Raw genomic sequence first — 22,247 nt, 5'->3', positions numbered from 1 at the left:
GTAACGCCGCGGACGCAATCGCGTCCGCGGACGGAATCCGCCTATGGGGTGGAAATGGGACAGACACCTGGTTCTCCCCGCCAACTGAGACGATCTAAACACGGTCAAGCGCCGATGTCAGCTTCGACCGGCGCATCGAGGAATAATTCCAGCACGTCGTTGGTGAACCGACGGCCCATCTCAGTGGGCCACACGCGCTCCGCGTCCTGCGCCAGCCAGCCCCGTTCAAAGGCTTCCGCAATGGGGCCGTCGATCGCTTCCCGAGGCAGGCCGGTGCGCGATTCGAACTGCGACCACGCGAAGCCTTCGTGCAGGCGCAGCGCATTGAGCATGAATTCGAAGGGCCGACGCGCCGGCTCGATGCGCTCGTCGCCGCCGATAGCCGCGGCCGTTCCGGCGGTTTCCAGATACTTGGTCGGATGCTTGTGCTTCCAGCGACGCAGGATGGTCTGCTCGGCGCCCATCGTGATCTTGCCGTGCGCACCGGCACCGATGCCGACGTAGTCGCCGAACCGCCAGTAATTGAGGTTATGCGCCGATCGATGCCCGGGCCGCGCGTAGGCGCTGGTCTCGTAGTGCTCATAGCCGGCCCGCGCGAGCAGCGCCTGGCAATGCTCCTGCATGTCCCAGGCGAGATCGTCGTCGGGGATGTTCTTCGGCGGGCGCGCGGCGAAGACCGTGTTGGGCTCGAGCGTGAGCTGGTAGTGCGAGATGTGCGTCGGTGCGAGTTCGATCGCACGTTCGACGTCGAGTTCCGCCATCGCGAGGCTCTGGCCGGGCAGCGCATACATGAGGTCGAGGTTGAGTTCCTCGAAGCCGGCGTCCTGCGCCTGGCGGATCGCGTTCGCGGCCTGCGCGGAATCGTGTATGCGACCGAGGCGTTCGAGGCAGCCGTCGTCGAAGCTCTGCACGCCGAAGCTGAGCCGGTTGACGCCCGCGGCGCGGTAGTCGGCGAGCTTGCCGAACTCCGAGGTACCGGGGTTGGTCTCGAGCGTGATCTCGCAGTCCGGCGCGAAGCGCAGCCGCGAACTCGCCGTCTGCAGGAAGCGGTCAATGAGATCGGCCGGCATCAGGCTCGGCGTGCCGCCACCGAAGAACACGGTGCGGATCGTGCGGCCCCAGACCAGCGGAAGGTCGAAGTCGAGATCGGCGATCAGCGCATCGACGTACTGCGCGAGCGGAAGTTCGCCGCGCCCCTGGTGTGAATTGAAATCGCAGTACGGGCACTTCTTTACGCACCACGGCACATGCACGTAGAGCGAGAGCGGCGGGGTGGTGAGGCTCATGCGGGTGAGGCGTCGTGCGGCTGGCGGGCGGGCCCATGCTCGGGCATGCCGGCCAGTGCGTCGAGCAGTGGGGCGTCGATGCGCGTGCGACGACGGCCGTGCACGATCAGCCACATCGTGATCGCGCGAGCCGTTGCGTGCGACGACGATGGCGCGCTAAGCACCAGCACGACGCCGAAGCGATCGGCTTCGACCCGCAGCCGGCACCATGGCAGACGCGTGCGTCGATAGCGCAGGCGCGCGACTTGCCGTGCGGGAAGCAAGCGGTACGCATAACCGGTGGTCGCATCGCGCAATTGCAATGCCGGGCCATCGACCGCCGCCCACTGCACGCGCGACATCACTGCCAGCGTCATCGCCAGCACGACGACAACCGCGACCATTGGACCCAGCACGACACCCGCCACGATCGACGCGACAACCGTCGCCACGCCTGCCGACACGGCCACGGCGATCCGCGACTGCCAACCGACGTCGAGGTCTTCCCGAAGCGTGCTCATGTCGACCTCCACTCCGCGAGTCGCGACCGCAATACATCCACCGCGCGACCGCGATGGCTGATGCGCGCCTTGGTGTCCGCGTCGAGCTCGGCCGCGGACATGCCGCGCTCGACGTCGAGGAACACAGGGTCGTAACCGAATCCGCCGGCGCCGCGCGGTGCTTCGAGAATGCGCCCGTGCCAGCTGCCTTCGGCGACCACCGGTCGTGGATCGGCCGCATGCCGCAGCAGCACGATGGCTGCATGGAAATACGCGCCGCGTTCCGCGTCGCCGCGTCCGCGCAACTCACCGAGCAGCTTGTCGATATTCGCGGCCGGGTTCGCCGGCTCGCCGGCATAGCGCGCGGAGTACAGGCCGGGCGCACCGTCGAGTGCGTCGACGCACAGGCCCGAATCGTCCGCCAATGCGGGAAGACCGGTGACGCGTGCCGCATTGCGCGCCTTGAACAGCGCGTTTTCCACGAACGTCAGGCCAGTCTCTTCGATGTCCTCGACGCCGAGCTCGCCCTGCGCGATGCAATCGAAACCCAGCGGCGCGAGCAGGCGCTCGAACTCGGCAAGCTTGCCCGGGTTGCCGCTGGCGACCACGACTTTCATGCGCATCATCCTGACGCCCGGCGGGTGTACGCCGGGTGGATCAGCGACCCAGTGCCTCGCGCTGGAATGCGACGAGCTGCGCGATTCCGCGTTCCGCCAGGTCGGTCAGCGCGTTCAATTCGTCGCGCCGGAACGCATGGCCCTCGGCTGTGCCTTGCAGCTCGATGAAACCGCCGCCGTCGTTCATGACGACGTTCATGTCGGTATCGCAGTCGCTGTCTTCGGCGTAATCGAGATCGAGCACCGGCACGCCGCGATACACGCCGACGGATACCGCCGCCACCGCGCCGAGCACGAAGTCGCGTTTGATGTCGCCGCGACCGAGCAGCCACTGCGCCGCATCGACCAGCGCGACGTACGCGCCGGTGATCGCCGCGGTGCGCGTGCCGCCATCGGCCTGCAGCACGTCGCAGTCCAGCGTGATCGTGCGTTCGCCGAGCGCACGACGGTCGACGCAGGCGCGCAGCGAACGGCCGATCAGTCGCTGGATTTCGAGCGTGCGGCCGCCCTGCTTGCCGCGCGAGGCTTCACGGTCGTTGCGGGTATTGGTCGAGCGCGGAAGCATTCCGTACTCGGCCGTGACCCAGCCTTCGCCCTTGCCGCGCAGGAAGCCGGGCACCTTCGATTCGACGGTGGCGGTGCAGAGCACGCGCGTCTCGCCGAATTCGATGAGCACCGAGCCTTCCGCGTGTTTGGTGAAGCCGCGGGTGATGCGCACGGGGCGCAATGCATCGGGCGCGCGCCCGGATGGACGGGCGAAACTGGCGGTCGCGCTCATGGGCGGCGATATCCGGGCGACGGCGCGTGAGCGTACCATCCACGCCCCGCAGCACCGGCAGCGAACCGCATGTCCATCCGCAGCATGACCGCCTTCGCGAGCGGCGAATCCATCACGCCCTGGGGCACGCTCGCCTGCGAACTGCGCTCGGTGAACCACCGTTTCCTCGAGATCGCCACGCGCCTGCCCGACGAGCTGCGCGCGCTCGAACCCGCCCTGCGTGAGCGAATCGGCGCGCGCATCAGCCGCGGCAAGGTCGACGTCAGCTTCCGCCTGCGTGCGGCCGACGGCGGCGGCGCACTGCAGGTCAATCGCGAGCGCCTCGCCGAGCTCGCCCGCCTGTCGCGCGAACTCGAAACCGATTTCCCGGGCCTGCGCACCGATTTCTCGCAGCTGCTGCAGATTCCCGGCGTGGTGAAAGGCGAGGGCATCGATCCGGCCGCGCTCCATTCCGACGCGCTGGCGCTGCTCGATCGCGTGCTGGAAGAGTTCGTCGCGTCGCGCGAACGCGAAGGCTCCAAGCTCGCGCAGGCGATCACCGAGCGGCTCGACGGCATTTCCGCGATCCGCGACGTGGTGCGCGAATGCATCCCGGCGATCCGCGAAGGCCAGCGCACGCGACTCGAAACGCGCTTGGCCGACCTGCCGACGCCGGTCGACCCCGGCCGCATCGAACAGGAACTCGTTCTCGCGCTGCAGAAGCTCGACGTCGACGAAGAGCTCGATCGGCTCGACGCGCACCTCGACGAAGCGCGGCGCGTGCTCAAGCTGCGCGAAGCGGTGGGCCGTCGCCTCGACTTCCTGCTGCAGGAGTTCAACCGCGAGGCGAACACGCTGGGCAGCAAGTCGGTCGACAGCCGCACCTCGTCGGCGGCGATCGACCTCAAGGTGCTGATCGACCAGATCCGCGAGCAGGTCCAGAACATTGAGTGACGGCCGCCCGGCCGGAACGCCGCGCCGCAGGAGCGGTTAGGATTCGGCAGCCCGGCCCCGCCGACACCCGCAGACCAGAACGGCCCATGCGCGGAACCCTTTTCATCGTCGCGGCGCCCTCGGGCGCGGGCAAATCGAGCATCGTCAACGCGGTGCTCGCCCGCGATCCGAACATCTCGCTGTCGATCTCGTTCACCTCTCGCGCGCCACGTCCGGGTGAGCGACACGCCGAGCACTACCACTTCGTCACCGCCGACGACTTCCAAGCGATGGTCGCCGCCGGCGACTTCTTCGAGCACGCCCGCGTGCACGGCGACTGGAAAGGCACGGCGCGGCAGTCGGTCGAGCCTCAGTTGAATTCAGGGCGCGACGTCCTGCTGGAGATCGACTGGCAGGGCGCCCGCCAGGTTCGCGCCAAGGTGCCGGACGCAATCAGCGTATTCATCCTCCCGCCATCGCGCGCCGCGCTCGACGAGCGCATGCGCAAGCGCGGGCAGGACAGCGAGGACGTGATCGCGCAGCGCCTGGCCGCCGCCCGTGACGAGATGAGCCACTACGGCGAGTTCGACTACCTCGTGGTCAACGAGGACTTCCAGACCGCCGTGTCCGAGATGTGCGCAATCTTCACCGCCAGCCGCCTGCGCCGCGACCCGCAGGTCGCGCGGCACTCGCGGCTCATCACGGCATTGCTGGTCGACGACCCGTCGTAAGCGGTCGGTCGCGGCCTAACTGACTGATTCCAAAGGAAAGGCTTGCCTCGACGCCGGGCCGGCCCTACACTGCCAGCCCCTTTGAATCACGTGGCGCGCCTTCCGGCCGCCGGGAGCCCGCATGGCCCGCATCACCGTAGAAGACTGCCTGCAGGTCGTCGACAACCGCTTCGAGCTCGTCATGATGGCGTCCAAGCGCGCCCGCCAGCTCGCCGCCGGCGTCGACGCCCAGCTCGAGAACGAAGCCAACGACAAGCCGACGGTGCTGGCGCTGCGCGAAATCGCCGCGCGCCGCATCGACAACGAATACATCGACGCGGTCGAGAAGGCCGAGCGCGAGCGCAAGGAGCGCGAGGCCCTGGAGTGGGCCGCCGCGGAAGTGGTCGCCGACGACGACCTCTCGAAGGGCGACGACTGATCCTCGCGATCGTCCCGCTGCGAACAGGCCCCGCTCCGGCGGGGCTTGTCGTTTCTGAGGTTCGTCACGCTTCGTTGCTCGCAGTGAACCGGCGGCCGAACGCAGCCGCTTAAAACGTTGCGTGGTCGGGACGCGGACGTATAGTCGGTCGTAATGAGTTCGTTCGATCGCGTCGCCAGCCCGAAGACCGTTGCGCCTCCGCCGGTGTCCACCGACGAGGTGCCGGAGTACGTTCTCGAACTCGAGAAGGCGGCGTCTTACCTGGGCGACGACCAGCGCGCGCTGCTCCGCAAGGCATGGCGCCTCGGCGCGGCCGCCCATGCGGGCCAGACCCGCAAGTCGGGCGAGCCCTACATCACCCATCCGGTCGCCGTTGCTAAAGTGCTGGCCGAGCAGGGGCTGGACGCCGAAACGCTGATCGCGGCCATCCTGCACGACACGCTCGAAGACACCGAGCTGAGCCACGAGCAGCTGACCAGCGAGTTCGGGCCGACGGTGGCCGAGCTGGTCGACGGCGTCACCAAGCTCGACAAGCTGCAGTTCCGCGACCGCCAGGAAGCGGCGGCCGAGAGCTTCCGCAAGATGCTGCTGGCCATGTCGCGCGACCTGCGCGTCATCCTGATCAAGCTCGCCGACCGCCTGCACAACATGCGCACGCTCGGCGCGCAGAGCCCGGAGTCGAGCAAGCGCATCGCCCGCGAGACGATCGAGATCTATGCGCCGATCGCGCAACGCCTGGGCATGAACCTGTTCAAGGCCGAGCTGCAGGATCACGGCTTCCGCGCGTTGCATCCGTGGCGGCACGCGGTCATCGCCAAGCGCATCCGCACGCAGCCGGTGATGCGTCGCGAACTGCTGGCGCAGATCGAAGCCAACCTCGCGCAGAAGCTGGCGAAAGACAAAGTCATCCACCGCCTCGTGAGCCGGGTGAAGTCGCCGTGGAGCATCTACACCAAGATGCGCACCGAACATAAGAGCTTCCGCCAGGTGATGGACGTGTTCGGCTTCCGCGTCGTCGTGCGGAACGTGGGCGACTGCTATCGCGCGCTCGGCGTGTCGCACAGCGTGTACAAACCGCTGGACTCGCGCTTCCGCGACTTCATCGCCATTCCCAAGGCGAACGGATACCAGTCGCTGCACACCGTGCTGTTCGGGCCGTACGGCTCGCCGGTCGAAGTGCAGATCCGTACCGAGGAAATGGACCTCGTCGCCGAGCGCGGCATCGCGGCGCACTGGTCGTACAAGTTCGGCGGCGACGGTTACAACAGCGCTCAGAACCGTGCGCACCACTGGATTACCAATCTCGTCGAATCGCAGCGTTCGGCCGGCTCGTCGCTCGAGTTCCTCGAGAACGTCAAGGTCGACCTGTTTCCGGACGAGGTCTACGTATTCACGCCGAAGGGCGACATCCTCTCGCTGCCGCGCAATTCCACCGCACTCGATTTCGCGTTCGCCGTGCACACCGACATCGGCAAGACAGCGGTGGCCGCGCGCGTCGACGGCAAGCTGGTGCCGCTGCGCACGAAGCTCGCGAGCGGCCAGCGCATCGACATCATCACCGCGCGCTCGGCGACGCCGAAGCCGCAGTGGCTCGAGTTCGTGGTCACCGGCAAGGCGCGCACCGCGATCCGCCAGCAGCTCAAACAGCTCGAGCACGAGGACGCGGTGCAGATCGGCCACCGCATGCTCGATCGTGCGCTCGAATCACTCGAGACATCGCTCGAACGCGTGCCCGCGATCCGGCTCGAGGCGTATCTCGGCGAGAACCGTTATCCGCGACTCGAAGCCTTGCTGGCCGATATCGCGCTCGGCAACCGCATGCCGTCGCAGGTCGCCTTGGCGCTCGTGCGCGAACGTGGCGCGAACCTGAAGCCGCGCGCCGAAGACCTCATCGACGGCGTGCAGGACCGCATCCTCATCACTGGCCACGAGAAGGGCGTCATCTCGTTCGCGAGCTGCTGTCTGCCGGTGCCGGGCGACGAAATCATGGGTTACCACACGGCCGGCCGCGGCATCGTCGTGCATCGGCTCGACTGTCCGAACGTTGCTGAATACCGCAAATCACCCGACCGCTGGGTGCCGATCGGCTGGGATCGCGAAGTGCGCGGCGATTTCCATGCCGCGCTCAAGATCGAGGTCGACAACCGTCCGGGCGCGCTCGCGCAAATCGCCGCAGCGATCGCGGATGCGAAGGCGAACATCGACCGCGTCGAATACATCGAGCGCGATGCGAATGTCGCGGTGCTGCGTTTTGGTATCGAAGTGACGGACCGGAAGCATCTCGCCGATGTGATGCGCAAGGTGCGCAAACTCACCGTCGCGCTCGGCGTGCAGCGCATCTGACGTGTCGAGCATTCCGCAACTGCTGGCCGCCGCCGCGCTCGAAGTGCGACAACGGGCGACGAGTGCGTCGCTGGTGAGTCTGGAAACCGACGAACTCGAGCAGCTCGCCGACCGCCTGGTGCAGGCCGCGCAGTTGCCGCCCGAAACCGCGATCGCGTCGTTGAAGCTGCTGGCGCGCCTGTTCGGCGACGACCGTGAGGCATGGGTGTCGGTGTCGCCGGCATTCGTCGCACTGATGGATGCCGTGCGGGCCCAGGGCACATGAGCGCGGCGCGACGTTCGACGCATCGACACAGCCGGCTGCGAAACCGCGAACGATGAGCACATCGATCCTCCTGCTGGGCGTGCTGCTGAGCTCCATTGGTGTCGGCTACGCCATGTACGGGCGCAAACAGCGCGCCGGCATTCCGCTGATATGCGGCATCGCGCTGATGGTCGTGCCGTACTTCATTTCGAGCGCGCTTGTGCTCGCGCTGGTCGGTGCGGTGCTCACGGCAATTCCGTGGGTGGTGCGCGTCTAGCGCGACGAACCCGGCGCCGTCGCGTGCAGTGCGACGCCGCGGACGACAATCGACGCCGCGCCACCGCGTACCATTCGGCGCACGTTCCCCGGACCTCATCGCCATGCGCCAGCCGATCCATACCGACCGTGCCCCCGCCGCCATCGGCCCGTACTCGCAGGCCGTGCGCGCCGGCGACACCGTGTTCCTGTCCGGCCAGATCCCGCTCGATCCTGCTACCGGCGAGCTCGTCACAGGCGACATCGCGACGCAGGCGCGCCGCGCGTTCGACAACCTGCGGGCGGTCTGCGAGGCCGCGGGCGGTTCGCTCGATGGCGTGGTGCGGCTCGGGCTCTACCTCACCGATCTCGGCGACTTCGCCGCGGTGAACGCGGTGATGGCCCACTACTTCCAGGCGCCGTATCCGGCGCGATCCACGATCCAGGTGTCGGGCCTTCCGAAGGGCGCGCACTTCGAGGTCGACGCGATCCTCGTCCTCGGCTGATCGATGCCCCGCGCGGCGCGACCGACGCCAGCCCTCGCGCCGGCCGGCGATGCGCCGCTGACGTCGCTGCGCGGCTGCGGGCCCGCGCTTGCCGAGAAGCTCGGATCGCGCGGCCTCGCCACGCTGCAGGATCTCTGGCTGCAACTGCCGCGCGGTTACGAGGATCGCACCAAGATCGTGCCGATCCGCGACCTGCAGGCCGGTGCCGCGGCGCAGGTCGAAGGCGTGGTCGAAGCGGTGGAGAAGGGCTTCCGTTATCGACCGATGTTGCGCGTCGCGATCTCCGACGAATCGCATGCAACGCTGGTGTTGCGGTTCTTCCACTTCCGCGCGGCGCAGGTCGCGCAGTTCCAGCCCGGTACGCGGCTGCGGTGCTACGGCACGCCGAGGCTCGGTTCGCAGGGGCTGGAGATCGTGCATCCCAGCTATCGCGTAGTCGAACCGGACGAAGTGCTCGGCAGTGCGCTCGATCCGGTGTATCCGCAGATCGAAGGCGTGGCGCCGGCGACGCTGCGTCGCCTGATCGGCCTGGCGATCGAACGCCTTCCATCGGACGACGCACTCGAACTATTGCCGACGTCGTGGTGGGCCGATCTCGGCTTCCCATCGCTGCGCCAGGCGCTGGTAACCGTGCATCGTCCGTCGGCCGACGACGACATCGCCGCGCTGCTGTCGGGCCGGCATCCTGCGCAGCGTCGACTCGCGCTGGAAGAACTGCTCGCGCACCACCTCAGCCTGCGTGGCCAGCGACGGGCGCATCGTGCCCATCGTGCCCCCGCGCTTGCCGACGCACGCTTCGCCAACCGCCTGCGCGACGCGCTGCCGTTCGCACTTACCAATGCACAGTCACGGGTGTTCGCGGAAGTCGCGGTCGACCTCGCCGAGCCCGTGCCGATGCTGCGCCTCGTGCAGGGCGACGTCGGTTCCGGCAAGACCGTCGTCGCCGCGATGGCAGCGCTGCTCGCAGTTGGCAGTCGCAAGCAGGCCGCGTTGATGGCGCCAACGGAACTTCTCGCCGAGCAGCACCTGACCAATCTGCGCGGGTGGCTGGAGCCGCTCGGCGTGCGTGTGACATGGCTGGCCGGCAAGGTCACGGGCAAGGCGCGCGCGAAGGTGCTGGCGGACGTCGCATCGGGCGAAGCGCAGGTCGTCGTCGGCACGCATGCGCTGATGCAGGAGGGAGTCGCGTTCCATGACCTCGCGCTCGCCATCGTCGACGAACAACACCGCTTCGGCGTGCACCAGCGACTCGCACTCGTCGACAAGGGCTCGCTCGCGCACGGCACCGTGCCGCATCAGCTCGTCATGACTGCGACGCCGATCCCGCGAACGCTCGCGATGGCCGCGTATGCCGATCTCGATGTATCGACCATCGATGAACTTCCGCCGGGTCGTACGCCGGTCACCACCGTCGTGCTCGGATCGGATCGACGCCCCGAGCTCGTCGAACGCATCCGTCGTGCATGTGCCGAAGGCCGTCAGGCGTACTGGGTCTGTACGCTGATCGACGAAAGCGATGAGGTTGTCGCCAAGGCCGCACAAACGACGTTCGACGAACTCACTGCGCAGCTGCCGGAGTTACACCTTGGCATCGTGCATGGCCGCATGCGTCCCGCCGAGAAGCAGGCCGCGATGCTCGCGTTCAAGAACGGCGAGACCGATCTACTGGTCGCGACGACCGTAATCGAAGTCGGCGTCGACGTACCGAATGCGTCTCTGATGATCATCGAGAACGCCGAGCGTCTCGGCCTGTCGCAGCTGCACCAGTTACGTGGGCGGGTGGGGCGAGGCAGCGCCGCATCGAGTTGCGTGCTGCTGTACCAGCCGCCGCTGTCGCAGATGGCGCGCGAGCGGCTGTCGACGATGCGCGAGACCAACGACGGGTTCGTCATCGCCGAGCGCGATCTCGAACTGCGCGGCCCCGGCGAACTGCTCGGTACGCGACAGACCGGTCTCGCCGAATTCCGCGTCGCCGATCTCACGCGCGATGCGGACCTGCTGCCGCGCGTGCACGAACTGGGCGAGCGCATAGCGGAACACTCGCCGGAACTCGCGGCGCGGGTGGTCGCACGCTGGGTCGGCGGGGCCATGCGCTACGCGTCGGCGTGACACAGCGCGTGCTTTGCGCATAATCGGTCGATGAACGAACGCATCCCGCTTCTCATCGATACCGACCCCGGCGTGGACGACGCGCTGGCCCTGCTGATGGCCTTCAACGACACGCGCCACGACGTCGTCGGCCTGACGATCGCCGCCGGCAATGTCGGGCTCGACCACACGGTCGCCAACGCGCTCAAGCTGTGCGAAGTCGCGAACGTCGACGTGCCGGTGTTCGCCGGCTGCGCGTCGCCGCTGCTGCATCCCGCACGCGACGCGGCCTACGTGCATGGCCGCGACGGCTTCGGCGACACGGGTTACACGAAGGCCGCGAAGCAGGCCGAAGCCGAACACGCGGCGCTCGCGATCCTTCGCCTGTCGCACGAATATTCGGGGCGATTGCTGCTCGTCGCGCTTGGCCCACTAACCAATATCGCGCTCGCACTGAAACTCGATCCGACACTGCCGTCGCGCATCGGCCGTTTCGTTGTAATGGGCGGCGCAGTCACCGCGCACGGCAACATCACCCCGGCGGCCGAGTTCAACATCGCGTTCGACCCGGAAGCCGCGCGGATCGTGTTCGACGCGTTCCCGCACATCGACCTCGCCGACTGGGAGGCGACCGTCGCCCACGGCTTCGCGCACGACGAAGTCGAGCGCTGGCTCAAGGCCGACCATCCGAAGGCGCGCTTCTACGATTCGATCTCGAAGCAGACCCGCACGTGGTCGAGCGACCGCCGCGGCGATCACTGGCACGCCGCCGATGCGCTGGCGATGGCGTATGCGCTAGAACCCGACGGTGCGACGGAGCTGGTGGACCGGCCGGTCGCGATCGAGCTGGAAGGGCGCCACACGCGGGGCGCGACCATCGTGGACTGGCGCCGCGAGGGCGGGGCGGCCGACAACTGCCGCATCCTGATGCGCTACGACCAGGCGCGTTTCGAGCGCCTCATGCGCGAAGCGCTGGGCGCCTGACGACGTTCAGCCGCCCGGCCCATCACATGGCTTGCACGACGCCGGGGCGGCCCGTATACTGCCGGGCTCCCCGAATCTAGATTGGTGAATGCCATGAAAGCCGGCATCCATCCCGAGTACCGCGACGTCATCTTCCAGGACGTCACCACCGATTTCTCGTTCCTGACCCGTTCGACGATTCCCTCCAAGGAATCGATCAAGTGGGAAGACGGCAACGAGTACCCGCTTGTGAAAGTCGATATCTCCTCGGCTTCGCACCCGTTCTATACGGGCAAGCACAAGATCGTGGACACCAGCGGTCGCGTGGACAAGTTCCGCAAGCGTTACGCCCAGAAATAATTCGGTCGCGGGTTCGCCCGCACCGATGTCGTAGTACGACGGCCGCCTCAGGGCGGCCGTTTGCGTTTGGGCGCCATGGTGCGCCTGCATGCGCGGCGCGCGACACCTTCTAAGGTGTCCGCCATTGGACATTCGGCACAGCCAGCCGACGCAGGCGTATGTGCGATAATCCGCGGCTTGCAAAGCGACCGCTAACGACCTTTCTCCTTCGCGCGGCGACACCGCGCATGCCCCACAGGAGCGCTCCGTGTCCGACACCAAATCCGGCCTGCAGCAGGTCACCCTGACCGCCGGCGATGCCACCGTAACCCTGCCCGTGCAGCACCCGACCCTGGGCGCGCCGTGCATCGACATCGCCAAGCTGCCGAAGGAAACCGGCTGCTTCACCTACGACCCCGGTTTCACCGCGACCGCCAGCTGCAAGTCGGCGATCACATACATCGACGGCGACGCTGGCGTACTGCTCTATCGCGGCTATCCGATCGAGCAACTGGCCGAGAAGTCGAGCTTCCTCGAAGTCGCCTACCTGCTCATGAACGGCGAACTGCCGAACAAGCAGGAGTTCGACAGCTTCGAGCACGAGGTCACGCATCACACGATGATGCATGAGGCCTTCCGCACCTTCCTCTACGGCTTCCGCCACGACGCGCATCCGATGGCGATGCTGGTCGGCATGCTCGGCTCGATGGCGAGCTTCTATCACAACGAACTCGATCTCGAGGATCCGGCGCAGCGCCGCCTCGCCGCGATCCGTTTGATCGCGAAGGTGCCGACGATCGCCGCTGCTTGCCATCGCTATTCGATCGGCTGGCCGATCCGTTACCCGAAGAATTCGCTCGACTACACCACGCGCTTCCTGCACATGATGAAGGAAGTGCCGGCCGAGCCGCTGGAGCTCAATCCGGTCGCCGCGAAGGCGCTGGACCTGCTCTTCATCCTGCACGCCGACCACGAGCAGAACGCGTCGACGTCGACCGTGCGCCTGATCGGTTCCACCGGTGCGAATCCGTACGCGTGCATCGCGGGCGGCGTCGCGGCGCTGTGGGGCCCGGCGCATGGCGGTGCGAACGAAGCGGTGCTCAAGATGCTCGCCGAGATCGGTCGTCCGGAAAACGTGGGCAGCGCGGTCGAGAAGGCGAAGGACAAGAACTCGGGCTTCCGCCTGATGGGCTTCGGCCACCGCGTCTACAAGAACTACGACCCGCGCGCGGCGCTAGTGCGCAAGATGACGCACGACGTGCTCGGCGAACTCGGCGTCAATGATCCGCTGCTCGAAGTCGCGCTGAAGCTGGAAGAAGCCGCGCTGAAGGACGAGTACTTCGTGCAGCGCAAGCTCTACCCCAACGTCGATTTCTACTCGGGGCTGATCTACAAGGCGCTCGGAATTCCGGTCGAGATGTTCACCGTGATGTTCGCGATCGCGCGCACCGCGGGCTGGGTCAGCCACTGGCTGGAACAGCAGGAAGATCCGGACAACAAGATTGGTCGTCCGCGCCAGATCTACACCGGCGCAGTGCAGCGCGACTATGTGGACGCATCGAAGCGCTGATCCGCCTCGATTACGCGCTACACGAAAGAAGCCGCGGCATGTCCGCGGCTTCTTCGTTTCCGGCGTCGGCGGTTGTCGAGCGAAAGACTCGTCAGCCTAGTCCGCGCTCGAAATCGTCGATTTCCGTTTCGGCGATGACCTGCTGCAACAGCGCCACGTTCGCCCGCCGCATCGGCTTTTCGTCGACTGGTGAGAGCGGCGCTTGACGCAGCACGTCGTGCGGCAGGACGGTCAGGTCGAACGGCAGGCCGTCGGCACTGAACACCCAGACGGGAAACTCCTCGTCGCGATGACGGTCGAGGCGCACGCGACGGCTGCGCGATTGCGCAGGGACGTGGTGATCGTCGAGGAAGCGATGCACCGCGTCCGGATCGTCGACATGCAAATGCAGCGTCACCGGCGATCGTGCATCGGCCGTGCCTTCGAGTACGGGGCCGACGAGGCGCGGATCGAACACACGGAAGAATCGAAGCGCTTCCAGTGCGGCATCGCGACGTCGCCGCAGTTCGCCTGCACTGTCGCGACCGAACAGGCGCTGGTACTGCCGCAACGCGGCCTCGATCTCGGTATTGCGCGGCAACGACGCATCGTCGCGAATGCCGAGGCGCTCGGCCGCCTTGAGCTTGGCCTGGTGGTAGTCGGCGATGCCGCTCTCGGCCATCAATCGCGCCGCTTCGCCGGCGAGTTGTTCGCGACGTTCGCGGAGTCGCGACTGCGCGTGCAGGTGGGCGTGCTGACGGGCAGGGCGCATGGCGAGGCTCCGTGGCAGGCTGAGGCGATGAAACCGCCGCCGGCACGCGCCGGCACCTTCACGCTAGCACGCAGTTGTCGACGCCCGGTGTGGTGGCGTCGACATCCGTTCAGCCGATCAGAAGATGTCGAACGACTCTTCCGAACCCGAGTCCTGCTGCTGCGACGACGGACCGTAGTCGATGTCGCTCTGCATGCGCTCGAGGTCTTCCTGCTTCACCCATTCGGTGATGCCGCCGGTGCCGCCCGGAATCAATCGGCCGCCCGCACCGACGGTGACCTTGACCATGCCATCCGGTGGATCGTTCGGCTGGATCGGCTGATCCTTCAGCGCGACGCGCATGTAGTTGATCCAGATCGGCAACGCCGCCTTGCCGCCGTACTCGCGGTAGCCCAGCGACTTGAAGTCGTCGCGGCCGACCCAGACGGTGGTGATGTACGGGCCGCCGAAGCCGGAGAACCAGGCGTCGCGGTGGTCGTTAGTCGAGCCGGTCTTGCCGCCCACGTCCTCACGGCCGAGCACCTTCGCCGCGGTGCCGGTACCGCGCTGCACGACGTCGCGCAGGATCGACACGATCTGGTAGCCGATGCGTTCGTCGATCGCGCGCGGCGCGAGCGCCATGCCCGTCATGTCGATCTTCTTCGACTTGGACGCATCCGCCGTCGCGTTCGCGCCCGGCTTCGCGCTGCTGTCGGCCGCGCCTGCAGCAGGTGCGGGGCCGAGGTTGAAGCCGTCGACCACAGCGGTCTGCGTCTGCATGGCGCCACCGGCCGAGTTCGCGACGACCGCGCAGCCGTGGCAGCCCACCAGCGGCTTTTCCTTGAAGATCACCGCGCCGTTGCGATCCTTCACCGTGTCGATGAACCACGGCGTGATGCGGTAGCCACCGTTGTAGAACGCGGCATAGCCACGCGCGACGGACAGCGGCGTCAGCGACGCGGTGCCGAGCGACATCGACAGGTTCGGCGGCAGTTCTTTCTCATCGAAGCCGAAGTGGCTGATGTACTTACGGGCGTAGTCCACGCCGATCGCATCAAGCAAACGCACCGATACGAGGTTGCGCGACTGCACCATCGCTTCGCGCAGGCGCATCGGGCCCGCGAAGTCGCCGGTATCGTTCTGCGGACGCCACAGATGGCCGACGCGATCCTTGAACACGACCGGTGCGTCGAGAACGATCGACGCGGGGTTGAATCCGCGTTCGAACGCCGACGAATACACGAAGGGCTTGAAGCTCGAACCCGGCTGGCGCTTGGCCTGCACGGCGCGATTGAACTTGTTGCCGGCGAAGCTGTAGCCGCCGGTGAGCGCACGCAGCGCGCCGTTCATGGCGTCGATCGACACCAGCGCGGCCTGCGCCTTCGGCAACTGGTCAAGGCGATACGTCGCGGCGCTATCGGCCGGCGCCGGCGTCTTCGCATCCGCAGCGGGGACGATGCGATGCACGCGCACCATGTCGCCGCGATGCAACGTCGCCAGGCTCATGCCCGGCCAGGCATGGGCGCCGTCGATCGTGAGCGTGCGGCCGTCGACCAACGCGACTTCGGCCTCGCCCGCACGCGCCGACATCACGACCGCCGGAATCAGCTCGCCCTGCGCCGGATACGGCACGAGGCGACGCCCGGCCGCGCGCGCATCGTCGGCGTCGGTCAGGTCGAAATGACGTTCCGCACCGCGCCAGCCGTGGCGTACGTCGTACACATGCAGGCCCTCGCGCACCGCGGCGTCGGCCGCGACCTGCAGCGTCGGATCGATCGTCGTATAGACGTGGTAGCCCTTGGTCAGCGCCTCGGGGCCATAGCGGTTGAGCATTTCCTGCCGGACCATTTCCGACACGTACGGCGCATACACCTCGACCGGGCGCTCGTGCGGCGTGGCGTGCATCGGCACGGCCTTCGACTCGGCCGCCTGCGCCGCGCTGATGAACTTCAGCTGCGCCATACGATCGAGGATGTAGTCGCGGCGCAGCTTGGCGCGCTCGGGGTTGCTGATCGGGTTCGCGCTGGACGGGAACTTCGGAATGCCCGCGAGCGACGCCATTTCGTCCAGCGAAAGCTGCGCGAGCGGCTTGCCGTAGTAGTACTCGGCCGCCGCGGCGATGCCGTAGGCGCGGTTACCGAAGAAGCTGACGTTGAGGTAGAGCTCGAAGATCTCGTCCTTGCTGAGTTCGCGCTCCATGCGCATCGCCAGCATCATCTCGGCGAGCTTGCGCGTGTAGCTGTACTCGTTGCTCAGGAAGAACTGGCGCGCCACCTGCTGGGTGATGGTCGAGCCGCCCGGAACACGCTTGTCGTTGGTGGTGGCCAGCAGCCAGACGGCACGCCGCGACGCCGGTGAAATCGACGCCGTGGTGCTGGTAGAAGCGCGAGTCCTCGATGGCGATGAACGCCTTCTTCTGGAGGTCGGGGACCTTCTCGATGTCCACCGGATAGCGGCGGGTCTCGCCGAACAGCGCCATCAAGCGGCCGTCCTTGGCGTAGACGTACATCGGTTCCTGAAGCTGGACGTCGCGAAGGGTCTCGACGTCCGGGAGCTTGGGAGCGATGACGGCGTAGAGCGCACCGGCCGCGATCAGGCCGAGGACCAGCAGGCCGGCGCTCGCGAACAGCGCCCAGCGGAGAAGACGACGGAAACGGGGCATCGAGGTCGGTCGCGTAAAGAATTCGATAAGAGTGAGTATAGAGGAGGCTCCGAGGGGCAAAGTCGGCGTCTACGTCGGAATTCCGGCGATCGGGCAGCTCAACCGTTCATCCTTTTGGTGACGGGTTTTTGTCGGAGGCATCACGAATCGTGATGGCCCGGTTGCCACGGGGTGAAAAGTCCGTTATCTAGGCAGTGCCGCAAGAAGTGCGTCCCAACGCCTGCGGCAGGGGAGATTCGAAGTGGGCGTGATCACGAAGAGCCAGCCGGTCCTGGTTGGCGTGGATATCAGTTCGACCGCGGTCAAGCTGTTGCAGCTCACCCGAGCCGGCAACCGCTACCGCGTCGAGCATTACGCGGTGGAACCGCTGCCGCCCAATGCCGTGGTGGAAAAGAACATCGTCGAGGTCGAGGCGGTGGGCGAAGCCATCAAGCGCGCCGTGGCCCGGTCGGGCACTCGCGCCAAGGGGGCCGCTGCCGCGGTCGCTGGGTCGGCGGTCATCACCAAAGTCATTCCGATGCCGTCGGATCTCGACGGTGACGAGCTCGAGGCGCAGGTCGAACTGGAAGCGGCGAACTACGTGCCGTACCCGATCGACGAAGTGAACCTCGACTTCGAAGTCCTCGGCCCGATGCCGAACACGCCGGACACCGTGCAGGTGCTGCTGGCGGCGTCGCGCTCGGAGAACGTTGAGATCCGCGCCTCCGCGCTCGAGCTCGGTGGCCTCACGGCCCGGGTGATGGACGTCGAGAGCTTCGCGATCGAGAACGCCTTCGCGCTCCTGTCCGAGCAGCTGAAGACGCCGCGCGACGGGCTGGTCGCGATGGTCGACTCCGGCGCGACGATGACGACGCTCTACGTCCTCCGCAACGGCCGCACCATCTACAGCCGCGAACAGGTCTTCGGCGGCAAGCAGCTCACCGACGAGGTGATGCGCCGCTACGGTCTTTCCTATGAGGAAGCCGGCCAGGCCAAGCGCCAGGGCGGCCTCCCCGAGGGCTACCAGACCGAAGTGCTGGAGCCGTTCAAGGAGGCGATGGTCCAGCAGATCAGCCGCCTGCTTCAGTTCTTCTACGCCGGCAGCGAATTCAACCGCGTCGACCAGCTCGTCATCGCCGGCGGCGGTGCTTCGATCACCGGCATCGACCGCATGCTCGAAGACCAGCTCGGCGTGCCGACGATGGTCGCCAACCCGCTCGCGAACATGACGCTGGGGCCGCGCGTGCAGCCGCACGCCCTCGCGCAGGACGCGCCCTCGCTGATGATCGCCTGCGGGCTCGCGCTGAGGAGCTTCGACTGATGGCACGCATCAATCTCCTCCCGTGGCGTGTCGAGCGCCGAAAGCAGCGCCAGAAGGAGTTCGGCTGGATGCTCGGCGCGACCGCCATTGGCGCGCTGGTGCTCGCGATGGGCATCAACATGTACTTCGGTGCGCAGATCGACGGCCAGAACGAGCGCAACGCGTACGTGCAGACGCAGATCGACGAAGTCGACAAGCAGATCGCCGAGATCGCCGAGCTCAAGAAGACGAAGGACCGCCTGCTCGCCCGTAAGGAAGTCATCGAGAAGCTGCAGGCCAGTCGGTCGCAGATGGTCCACCTGTTCGACTCGTTGGTCCGCACGATTCCCGACGGCGTGGTGTTGACGTCGATCAAGCAGGACGATCAGTCGCTCACGCTGGAAGGCCGTTCGCAGTCGAACGCGCGCGTGAGTACCTACATGCGCAACCTGGAAAGCTCGGGCTGGATGAGCGATCCGCAGCTCTCGGTCATCGAGGCGAAGGGCGAAGACAAGGGCTTGCCGTACCAGTTCAGCCTGAGCGTCAAGCTGTCCGACCCGAATGCGCCGCGAGACACCAACGGTGACGGCATTCCGGATACGGTGCCGGCGGCTCCGGCGGTGGTTCCTTCCGCACCCGCCGCGACGACGGTGGCGCCTGCCGCGACACCGGCTCCGGCAGCTGCAACGCCGGCCCCCACCCCCGCTGCGCCCGCCCCGGCACCCGCCGCGTCGACCACTCCGGGAGCCAAGTCGTGAGCCGCAAATTCGACATCAAGAGCCTGGATTTCAGCAACATCGGTTCATGGCCGCGCGAAGCCAAGGCCGTGTTCTGCGCGATCATCGGTGCGCTTATCGTTCTCTTGTTCTGGTTCCTTTTCATCAGCGACAAGCGCGATGAATTGACCGGCCTCGAGCACACCGAATCCGATCTGCGCCAGACCTACGAAAAGAAGCAGGGCGAAGCCGCGAACCTGGGCGCGCTCAAGCAACAGCTCGTGCAAATGGAGGCACAGCTGCAGCAGATGCTTCGTCAGCTGCCGAGCAAGAACGAGATGCCTGACCTTATCGTCGACATTTCGCAGACCGCACTCGCGACTGGCATCACCAATGAGCTGTTCCAGCCCGGCGAAGAGCAACCGAAGGACTTCTATGCGGAGAAGCCGATCGCGCTGCGCATGGTCGGCACGTACCACCAGTTCGGCGCCTTCATGAGCGGCGTGGCGTCTCTGCCTCGCGTGGTCATCATGACCATGCACGACATCTCCCTGAAGCCGAAGAACGCACCTGCCGCCAACGGCGTCGGAGCGAACGACGGGCTGCTGGAGCTGTCGGGTACGGTCAAGACGTACCGCTACCTCGACGAGGAAGAAGTCGCGAAGCAGGCGACGCCGGCCAATGGCCAGGCGCCTGCGAGCGGTCAGCCGGCCAACGGCGCGAAGGGAGGCTGACATGCAGACGATGCGATCCACGATCGTCCGGGGCTTCGTGCTCGCCGCCGCCCTCGCGGGTTGCGCGCGCGGCATCACGAGCCGGCCGGGCGACGCACCGAACCTCGAGAAGTGGGTGGCCGACGTCAAGGCACGTCCGGCGCCGCCGCTCGATCCGCTGCCGGTGATGCAGCAGTTCGAAACATTCGAATACTCCGCGCAGTCTCTGCGCGATCCATTCAGTCGCGCCTTTACCGACGACGGCGGCGGCAACGGGCCGCGCCCGGATTCGGCGCGTCGCAAGCAACCGCTCGAAGCCTTCCCGCTCGATAGCCTCGACATGGTCGGCACGCTGGGGAAGGGCGCAGGCGTTACCGCACTCGTGATGGCACCCGACAAGGTGACCTATCGCGTGCGGGCAGGGGACTACATGGGGCAGTCCGACGGCCGCGTAACCGCGGTGTTCGAGGACCGCATCGAGCTGGTGGAACTGGTGCCCGACGGGGCCGGTGGCTGGCTTGAACGGCCAGCCACGCTGGCACTCGACGACAACAAGTGATGCTGAGGGGATGAGGATCATGATTTCGAATACTGCCCAATCCGCAAGGACGGCCCGTCCCCTGATCGGGGCCCGGTTGGCGGGACTCGCCCTCGGCATGCTGGCGGCACTCGGCAGCGTCCAGGCCGCACCGCCTGCACCCGTGGCACCGGTCGCTCCGGCGCCGAGCCTGGATCCGGCGAAGCAACTGCCGGGCACCGTCTCGGTCGCCGACATCGACTTCAAGCGCAGCGAAGATGGCGCTGGTCGGCTCGTCGTGCACTTCAGCGGTGACGGCGCCATGCCCGACCTGCGCAAGAGCGCGTCGAACGTCATCGTCGACATCGGCAACGCGCAGCTGCCCGCCAACCTGCGCAAGACGCTGGACGTGAGCGACTTCGCCACGCCGGTCACGCGCATCGACCCGCGCAGTAGCGGCGCCGGCACGCAGCTCGTGCTCGACACCAGCGGCTCGTTCGATTCGATGGCCTACCAGACGGGTCGCGACTACATCGTCGAGATCTCGCCGAAGTCGGCCACCAGTTCGCGCGCTGTCGGTGGCACGTCGGACGTCCGCGCTGCGGCCGCCCAGCTGACCGCCGCGAACGCCAGTGCGCGCTACGCCGGCAAGCCAGTCACGTTCAACTTCCAGGACGTGCCGGTTCGCACGGTCCTGCAGCTGATCGCGGAAGAGTCGGGCCTGAACCTCGTCGCTTCCGACACCGTCCAAGGCAACGTGACGCTTCGCCTCGTCAACGTGCCGTGGGACCAGGCGCTGGACATCGTCCTGCAGGCCAAGGGCCTCGACAAGCGCCGCAACGGCAACGTCGTGTGGGTCGCGCCGCAGGCCGAGATCGCGAAGTACGAGCAGGACAAGGAAGACGCGCGCATCGCGATCGATCAGCGCACCGACCTCGTAACCGAGTACGTGCAGATCAACTATCACAACGCCGACGCGATCTTTAAGGCGCTGACCGAAGCCAAGGGCATCGGCGGCGGGGCTGGCGGTGGTGCGGGCAGCACGCAGACGGGTGACACGGGATTCCTGTCGTCGCGTGGTCGCCTGGTCGCCGATGAGCGCACCAACACGCTCATGATCAGCGACATCCCGAAGAAGGTCGCGGCGATGAAGGAGCTGATCCGCGTGATCGACCGTCCGGTCGATCAGGTCGTGATCGAGGCGCGCGTCGTGATTGCAACCGACACGTTCTCCCGCGAGCTTGGCGCGCGGTTCGGCGTTTCAGGCACCACGCATAATGGCAACGTCGGCTTCAACAGCTCGATCGAGAACAACACCAGCACCCAGAACTCGATCGCGCAGGCGGCGAACGCCAATAGTGCAACTCCGCCGCCGAACCCGCTCAAGATGGCGACGATCACGAAGGGGCTGATGAGCAACCTCGCGGTCACCAATCCGGCCGGCTCGGTAGCACTGTCGATCCTCAACGCCGGTTTCGCGCTGGATGCCGAACTGTCTGCCCTTCAGACGGAAGGTCGCGGCGAAGTGATCTCGAACCCGCGCGTCGTCACCAGCAACCAGCGCGAGGCCGTGATCACGCAGGGCCGCGAGGTTGGTTACGTCACGATCCAGCCGGCCGTCGCGGGTAGCCCCGCGACGCCAAACGTCCAGTTCAAGGACGTGGTGCTCCAGATGCGTGTGACCCCGACGATCACCAACGACGGTCGCGTGTTCCTCAACATGGCAGTCAAGAAGGACGAAGTCGAAGGCTTCATCGACACGTCCATCGGCCAGGTTCCGCAGATCAGCAAGCGCGAAGTGAACACGGCAGTGCTGGTCGAGGATGGGCAGACCGTCGTGATCGGTGGCGTCTACGAGTTCACCGACCGCAAGGACGTCACCAAGGTGCCCTTCCTGGCCGACATTCCGTGGCTGGGCAACCTGTTCAAGAAGAACGGCCGCACCAAGAGCAAGGCGGAGCTGTTGATCTTCGTGACACCGAAGGTGCTTCACGTCGCGCAGCGCTAAGCGCTCGCGAACGATGTTCGACGGACGGGGCCTTCGGGCCCCGTTTCCGTTTGTGGGAGCGCTTGGCCGCTTGTGAAGGCGCTGTCGGAACTC

21 protein-coding genes and 1 pseudogene are annotated in these 22,247 nt (G+C 66.6%); 16 read left to right on the top strand and 6 right to left on the bottom strand.

All coding sequences use genetic code 11. The features are described 5' to 3' along the window. Window positions 1-104 precede the first annotated feature (104 nt). The 4 genes from hemW to rph are packed head-to-tail and all read right to left on the bottom strand — an operon-like array spanning window position 105 to window position 3,160. Complete coding sequence (hemW, locus tag ACVWZN_RS08990; protein WP_456953506.1) at window positions 105-1,286, bottom strand: radical SAM family heme chaperone HemW; 1,182 nt, start codon at window positions 1,284-1,286, stop codon at window positions 105-107. Beyond that, complete coding sequence (locus tag ACVWZN_RS08985; RefSeq protein WP_456953505.1) at window positions 1,283-1,786, bottom strand: hypothetical protein; 504 nt, start codon at window positions 1,784-1,786, stop codon at window positions 1,283-1,285. The genes hemW and ACVWZN_RS08985 overlap by 4 nt, the downstream gene beginning before the upstream one ends. Further along, a complete protein-coding gene (rdgB, locus tag ACVWZN_RS08980) occupies window positions 1,783-2,382 on the bottom strand; it encodes an RdgB/HAM1 family non-canonical purine NTP pyrophosphatase (protein ID WP_456953504.1) in 600 nt (199 codons plus the stop codon). The genes ACVWZN_RS08985 and rdgB overlap by 4 nt, the downstream gene beginning before the upstream one ends. Before the next feature lie 40 nt (window positions 2,383-2,422). After that, complete coding sequence (rph, locus tag ACVWZN_RS08975) at window positions 2,423-3,160, bottom strand: ribonuclease PH (protein ID WP_456953503.1); 738 nt, start codon at window positions 3,158-3,160, stop codon at window positions 2,423-2,425. A gap of 84 nt (window positions 3,161-3,244) precedes the next feature. Between rph and ACVWZN_RS08970 the strand changes: the two genes are divergently transcribed. The 11 genes from ACVWZN_RS08970 to ACVWZN_RS08920 all read left to right on the top strand — a co-directional run bounded on the left by ACVWZN_RS08970 (window position 3,245) and on the right by ACVWZN_RS08920 (window position 13,529). Then, on the top strand, window positions 3,245-4,093 hold the full coding sequence (locus tag ACVWZN_RS08970) for a YicC/YloC family endoribonuclease (RefSeq protein ID WP_456954741.1): 849 nt from the start codon (window positions 3,245-3,247) through the stop codon (window positions 4,091-4,093). Window positions 4,094-4,179: 86 nt separating this feature from the next. Next, the gene (gmk, locus tag ACVWZN_RS08965; protein ID WP_027082025.1) at window positions 4,180-4,803 is read left to right on the top strand and encodes a guanylate kinase; all 624 of its coding nucleotides are present in this window, start codon (window positions 4,180-4,182) and stop codon (window positions 4,801-4,803) included. 121 nt (window positions 4,804-4,924) lie between these two features. Next, on the top strand, window positions 4,925-5,221 hold the full coding sequence (gene rpoZ, locus ACVWZN_RS08960) for a DNA-directed RNA polymerase subunit omega (RefSeq protein WP_027082026.1): 297 nt from the start codon (window positions 4,925-4,927) through the stop codon (window positions 5,219-5,221). Window positions 5,222-5,374: 153 nt separating this feature from the next. Beyond that, a complete protein-coding gene (locus ACVWZN_RS08955; RefSeq protein ID WP_456953502.1) occupies window positions 5,375-7,564 on the top strand; it encodes a RelA/SpoT family protein in 2,190 nt (729 codons plus the stop codon). A gap of 1 nt (window position 7,565) precedes the next feature. Next, a complete protein-coding gene (locus ACVWZN_RS08950) occupies window positions 7,566-7,829 on the top strand; it encodes a hypothetical protein (protein WP_456953501.1) in 264 nt (87 codons plus the stop codon). A gap of 52 nt (window positions 7,830-7,881) precedes the next feature. Continuing rightward, the gene (locus tag ACVWZN_RS08945; RefSeq protein ID WP_456953500.1) at window positions 7,882-8,085 is read left to right on the top strand and encodes a hypothetical protein; all 204 of its coding nucleotides are present in this window, start codon (window positions 7,882-7,884) and stop codon (window positions 8,083-8,085) included. 103 nt (window positions 8,086-8,188) lie between these two features. Then, window positions 8,189-8,569 carry a RidA family protein gene (locus ACVWZN_RS08940; protein ID WP_456953499.1) on the top strand — a complete coding sequence of 127 codons (381 nt, stop codon included), beginning with the start codon at window positions 8,189-8,191 and terminating at the stop codon, window positions 8,567-8,569. Window positions 8,570-8,572: 3 nt separating this feature from the next. Continuing rightward, window positions 8,573-10,678, top strand: a complete 2,106-nt coding sequence (gene recG / locus ACVWZN_RS08935; protein ID WP_456953498.1) for an ATP-dependent DNA helicase RecG — start codon at window positions 8,573-8,575, stop codon at window positions 10,676-10,678. A 30-nt stretch (window positions 10,679-10,708) separates the two neighbouring features. After that, window positions 10,709-11,641 (top strand): nucleoside hydrolase, encoded by a 933-nt coding sequence (locus tag ACVWZN_RS08930; protein WP_456953497.1) that lies wholly within the window; start codon window positions 10,709-10,711, stop codon window positions 11,639-11,641. Between the two features lie 93 nt (window positions 11,642-11,734). Then, on the top strand, window positions 11,735-11,980 hold the full coding sequence (locus ACVWZN_RS08925) for a type B 50S ribosomal protein L31 (RefSeq protein ID WP_027082033.1): 246 nt from the start codon (window positions 11,735-11,737) through the stop codon (window positions 11,978-11,980). 247 nt (window positions 11,981-12,227) lie between these two features. Beyond that, window positions 12,228-13,529, top strand: a complete 1,302-nt coding sequence (locus tag ACVWZN_RS08920) for a citrate synthase (protein WP_456953496.1) — start codon at window positions 12,228-12,230, stop codon at window positions 13,527-13,529. Window positions 13,530-13,620: 91 nt separating this feature from the next. On the opposite strand, the gene ACVWZN_RS08915 is transcribed toward ACVWZN_RS08920, so the two are convergent. Both ACVWZN_RS08915 and ACVWZN_RS08910 read right to left on the bottom strand, forming a co-directional pair. Then, window positions 13,621-14,280 (bottom strand): hypothetical protein, encoded by a 660-nt coding sequence (locus tag ACVWZN_RS08915; protein WP_456953495.1) that lies wholly within the window; start codon window positions 14,278-14,280, stop codon window positions 13,621-13,623. 117 nt (window positions 14,281-14,397) lie between these two features. Beyond that, window positions 14,398-16,921 (bottom strand): annotated as a pseudogene (locus ACVWZN_RS08910) (penicillin-binding protein 1A). 241 nt (window positions 16,922-17,162) lie between these two features. Here ACVWZN_RS08910 and ACVWZN_RS08905 point away from each other — a divergent pair. From ACVWZN_RS08905 to ACVWZN_RS08885, 5 genes are read left to right on the top strand one after another with little or no spacing between them, the layout of a single operon-like run. Then, the gene (locus ACVWZN_RS08905) at window positions 17,163-18,221 is read left to right on the top strand and encodes a pilus assembly protein PilM (RefSeq protein ID WP_027082037.1); all 1,059 of its coding nucleotides are present in this window, start codon (window positions 17,163-17,165) and stop codon (window positions 18,219-18,221) included. Beyond that, entirely contained in the window at window positions 18,221-18,958 is a 738-nt protein-coding gene (locus ACVWZN_RS08900) for a PilN domain-containing protein (protein WP_456953494.1), read from the top strand. Before ACVWZN_RS08905 ends, ACVWZN_RS08900 begins: the two co-directional genes overlap by 1 nt. Beyond that, window positions 18,955-19,650 carry a type 4a pilus biogenesis protein PilO gene (locus ACVWZN_RS08895; protein ID WP_456953493.1) on the top strand — a complete coding sequence of 232 codons (696 nt, stop codon included), beginning with the start codon at window positions 18,955-18,957 and terminating at the stop codon, window positions 19,648-19,650. Before ACVWZN_RS08900 ends, ACVWZN_RS08895 begins: the two co-directional genes overlap by 4 nt. A gap of 10 nt (window positions 19,651-19,660) precedes the next feature. Beyond that, the gene (locus tag ACVWZN_RS08890) at window positions 19,661-20,188 is read left to right on the top strand and encodes a pilus assembly protein PilP (RefSeq protein WP_456954740.1); all 528 of its coding nucleotides are present in this window, start codon (window positions 19,661-19,663) and stop codon (window positions 20,186-20,188) included. A gap of 19 nt (window positions 20,189-20,207) precedes the next feature. Beyond that, complete coding sequence (locus ACVWZN_RS08885; protein WP_456953492.1) at window positions 20,208-22,154, top strand: type IV pilus secretin PilQ; 1,947 nt, start codon at window positions 20,208-20,210, stop codon at window positions 22,152-22,154. Window positions 22,155-22,247 lie beyond the last annotated feature (93 nt).

It is taken from the genome of Lysobacter sp. HA35 (assembly GCF_054061195.1).
The sequence above is the reverse complement of the archived record's forward strand: the minus strand, read 5'-3'. Positions and strand labels throughout refer to the sequence as shown.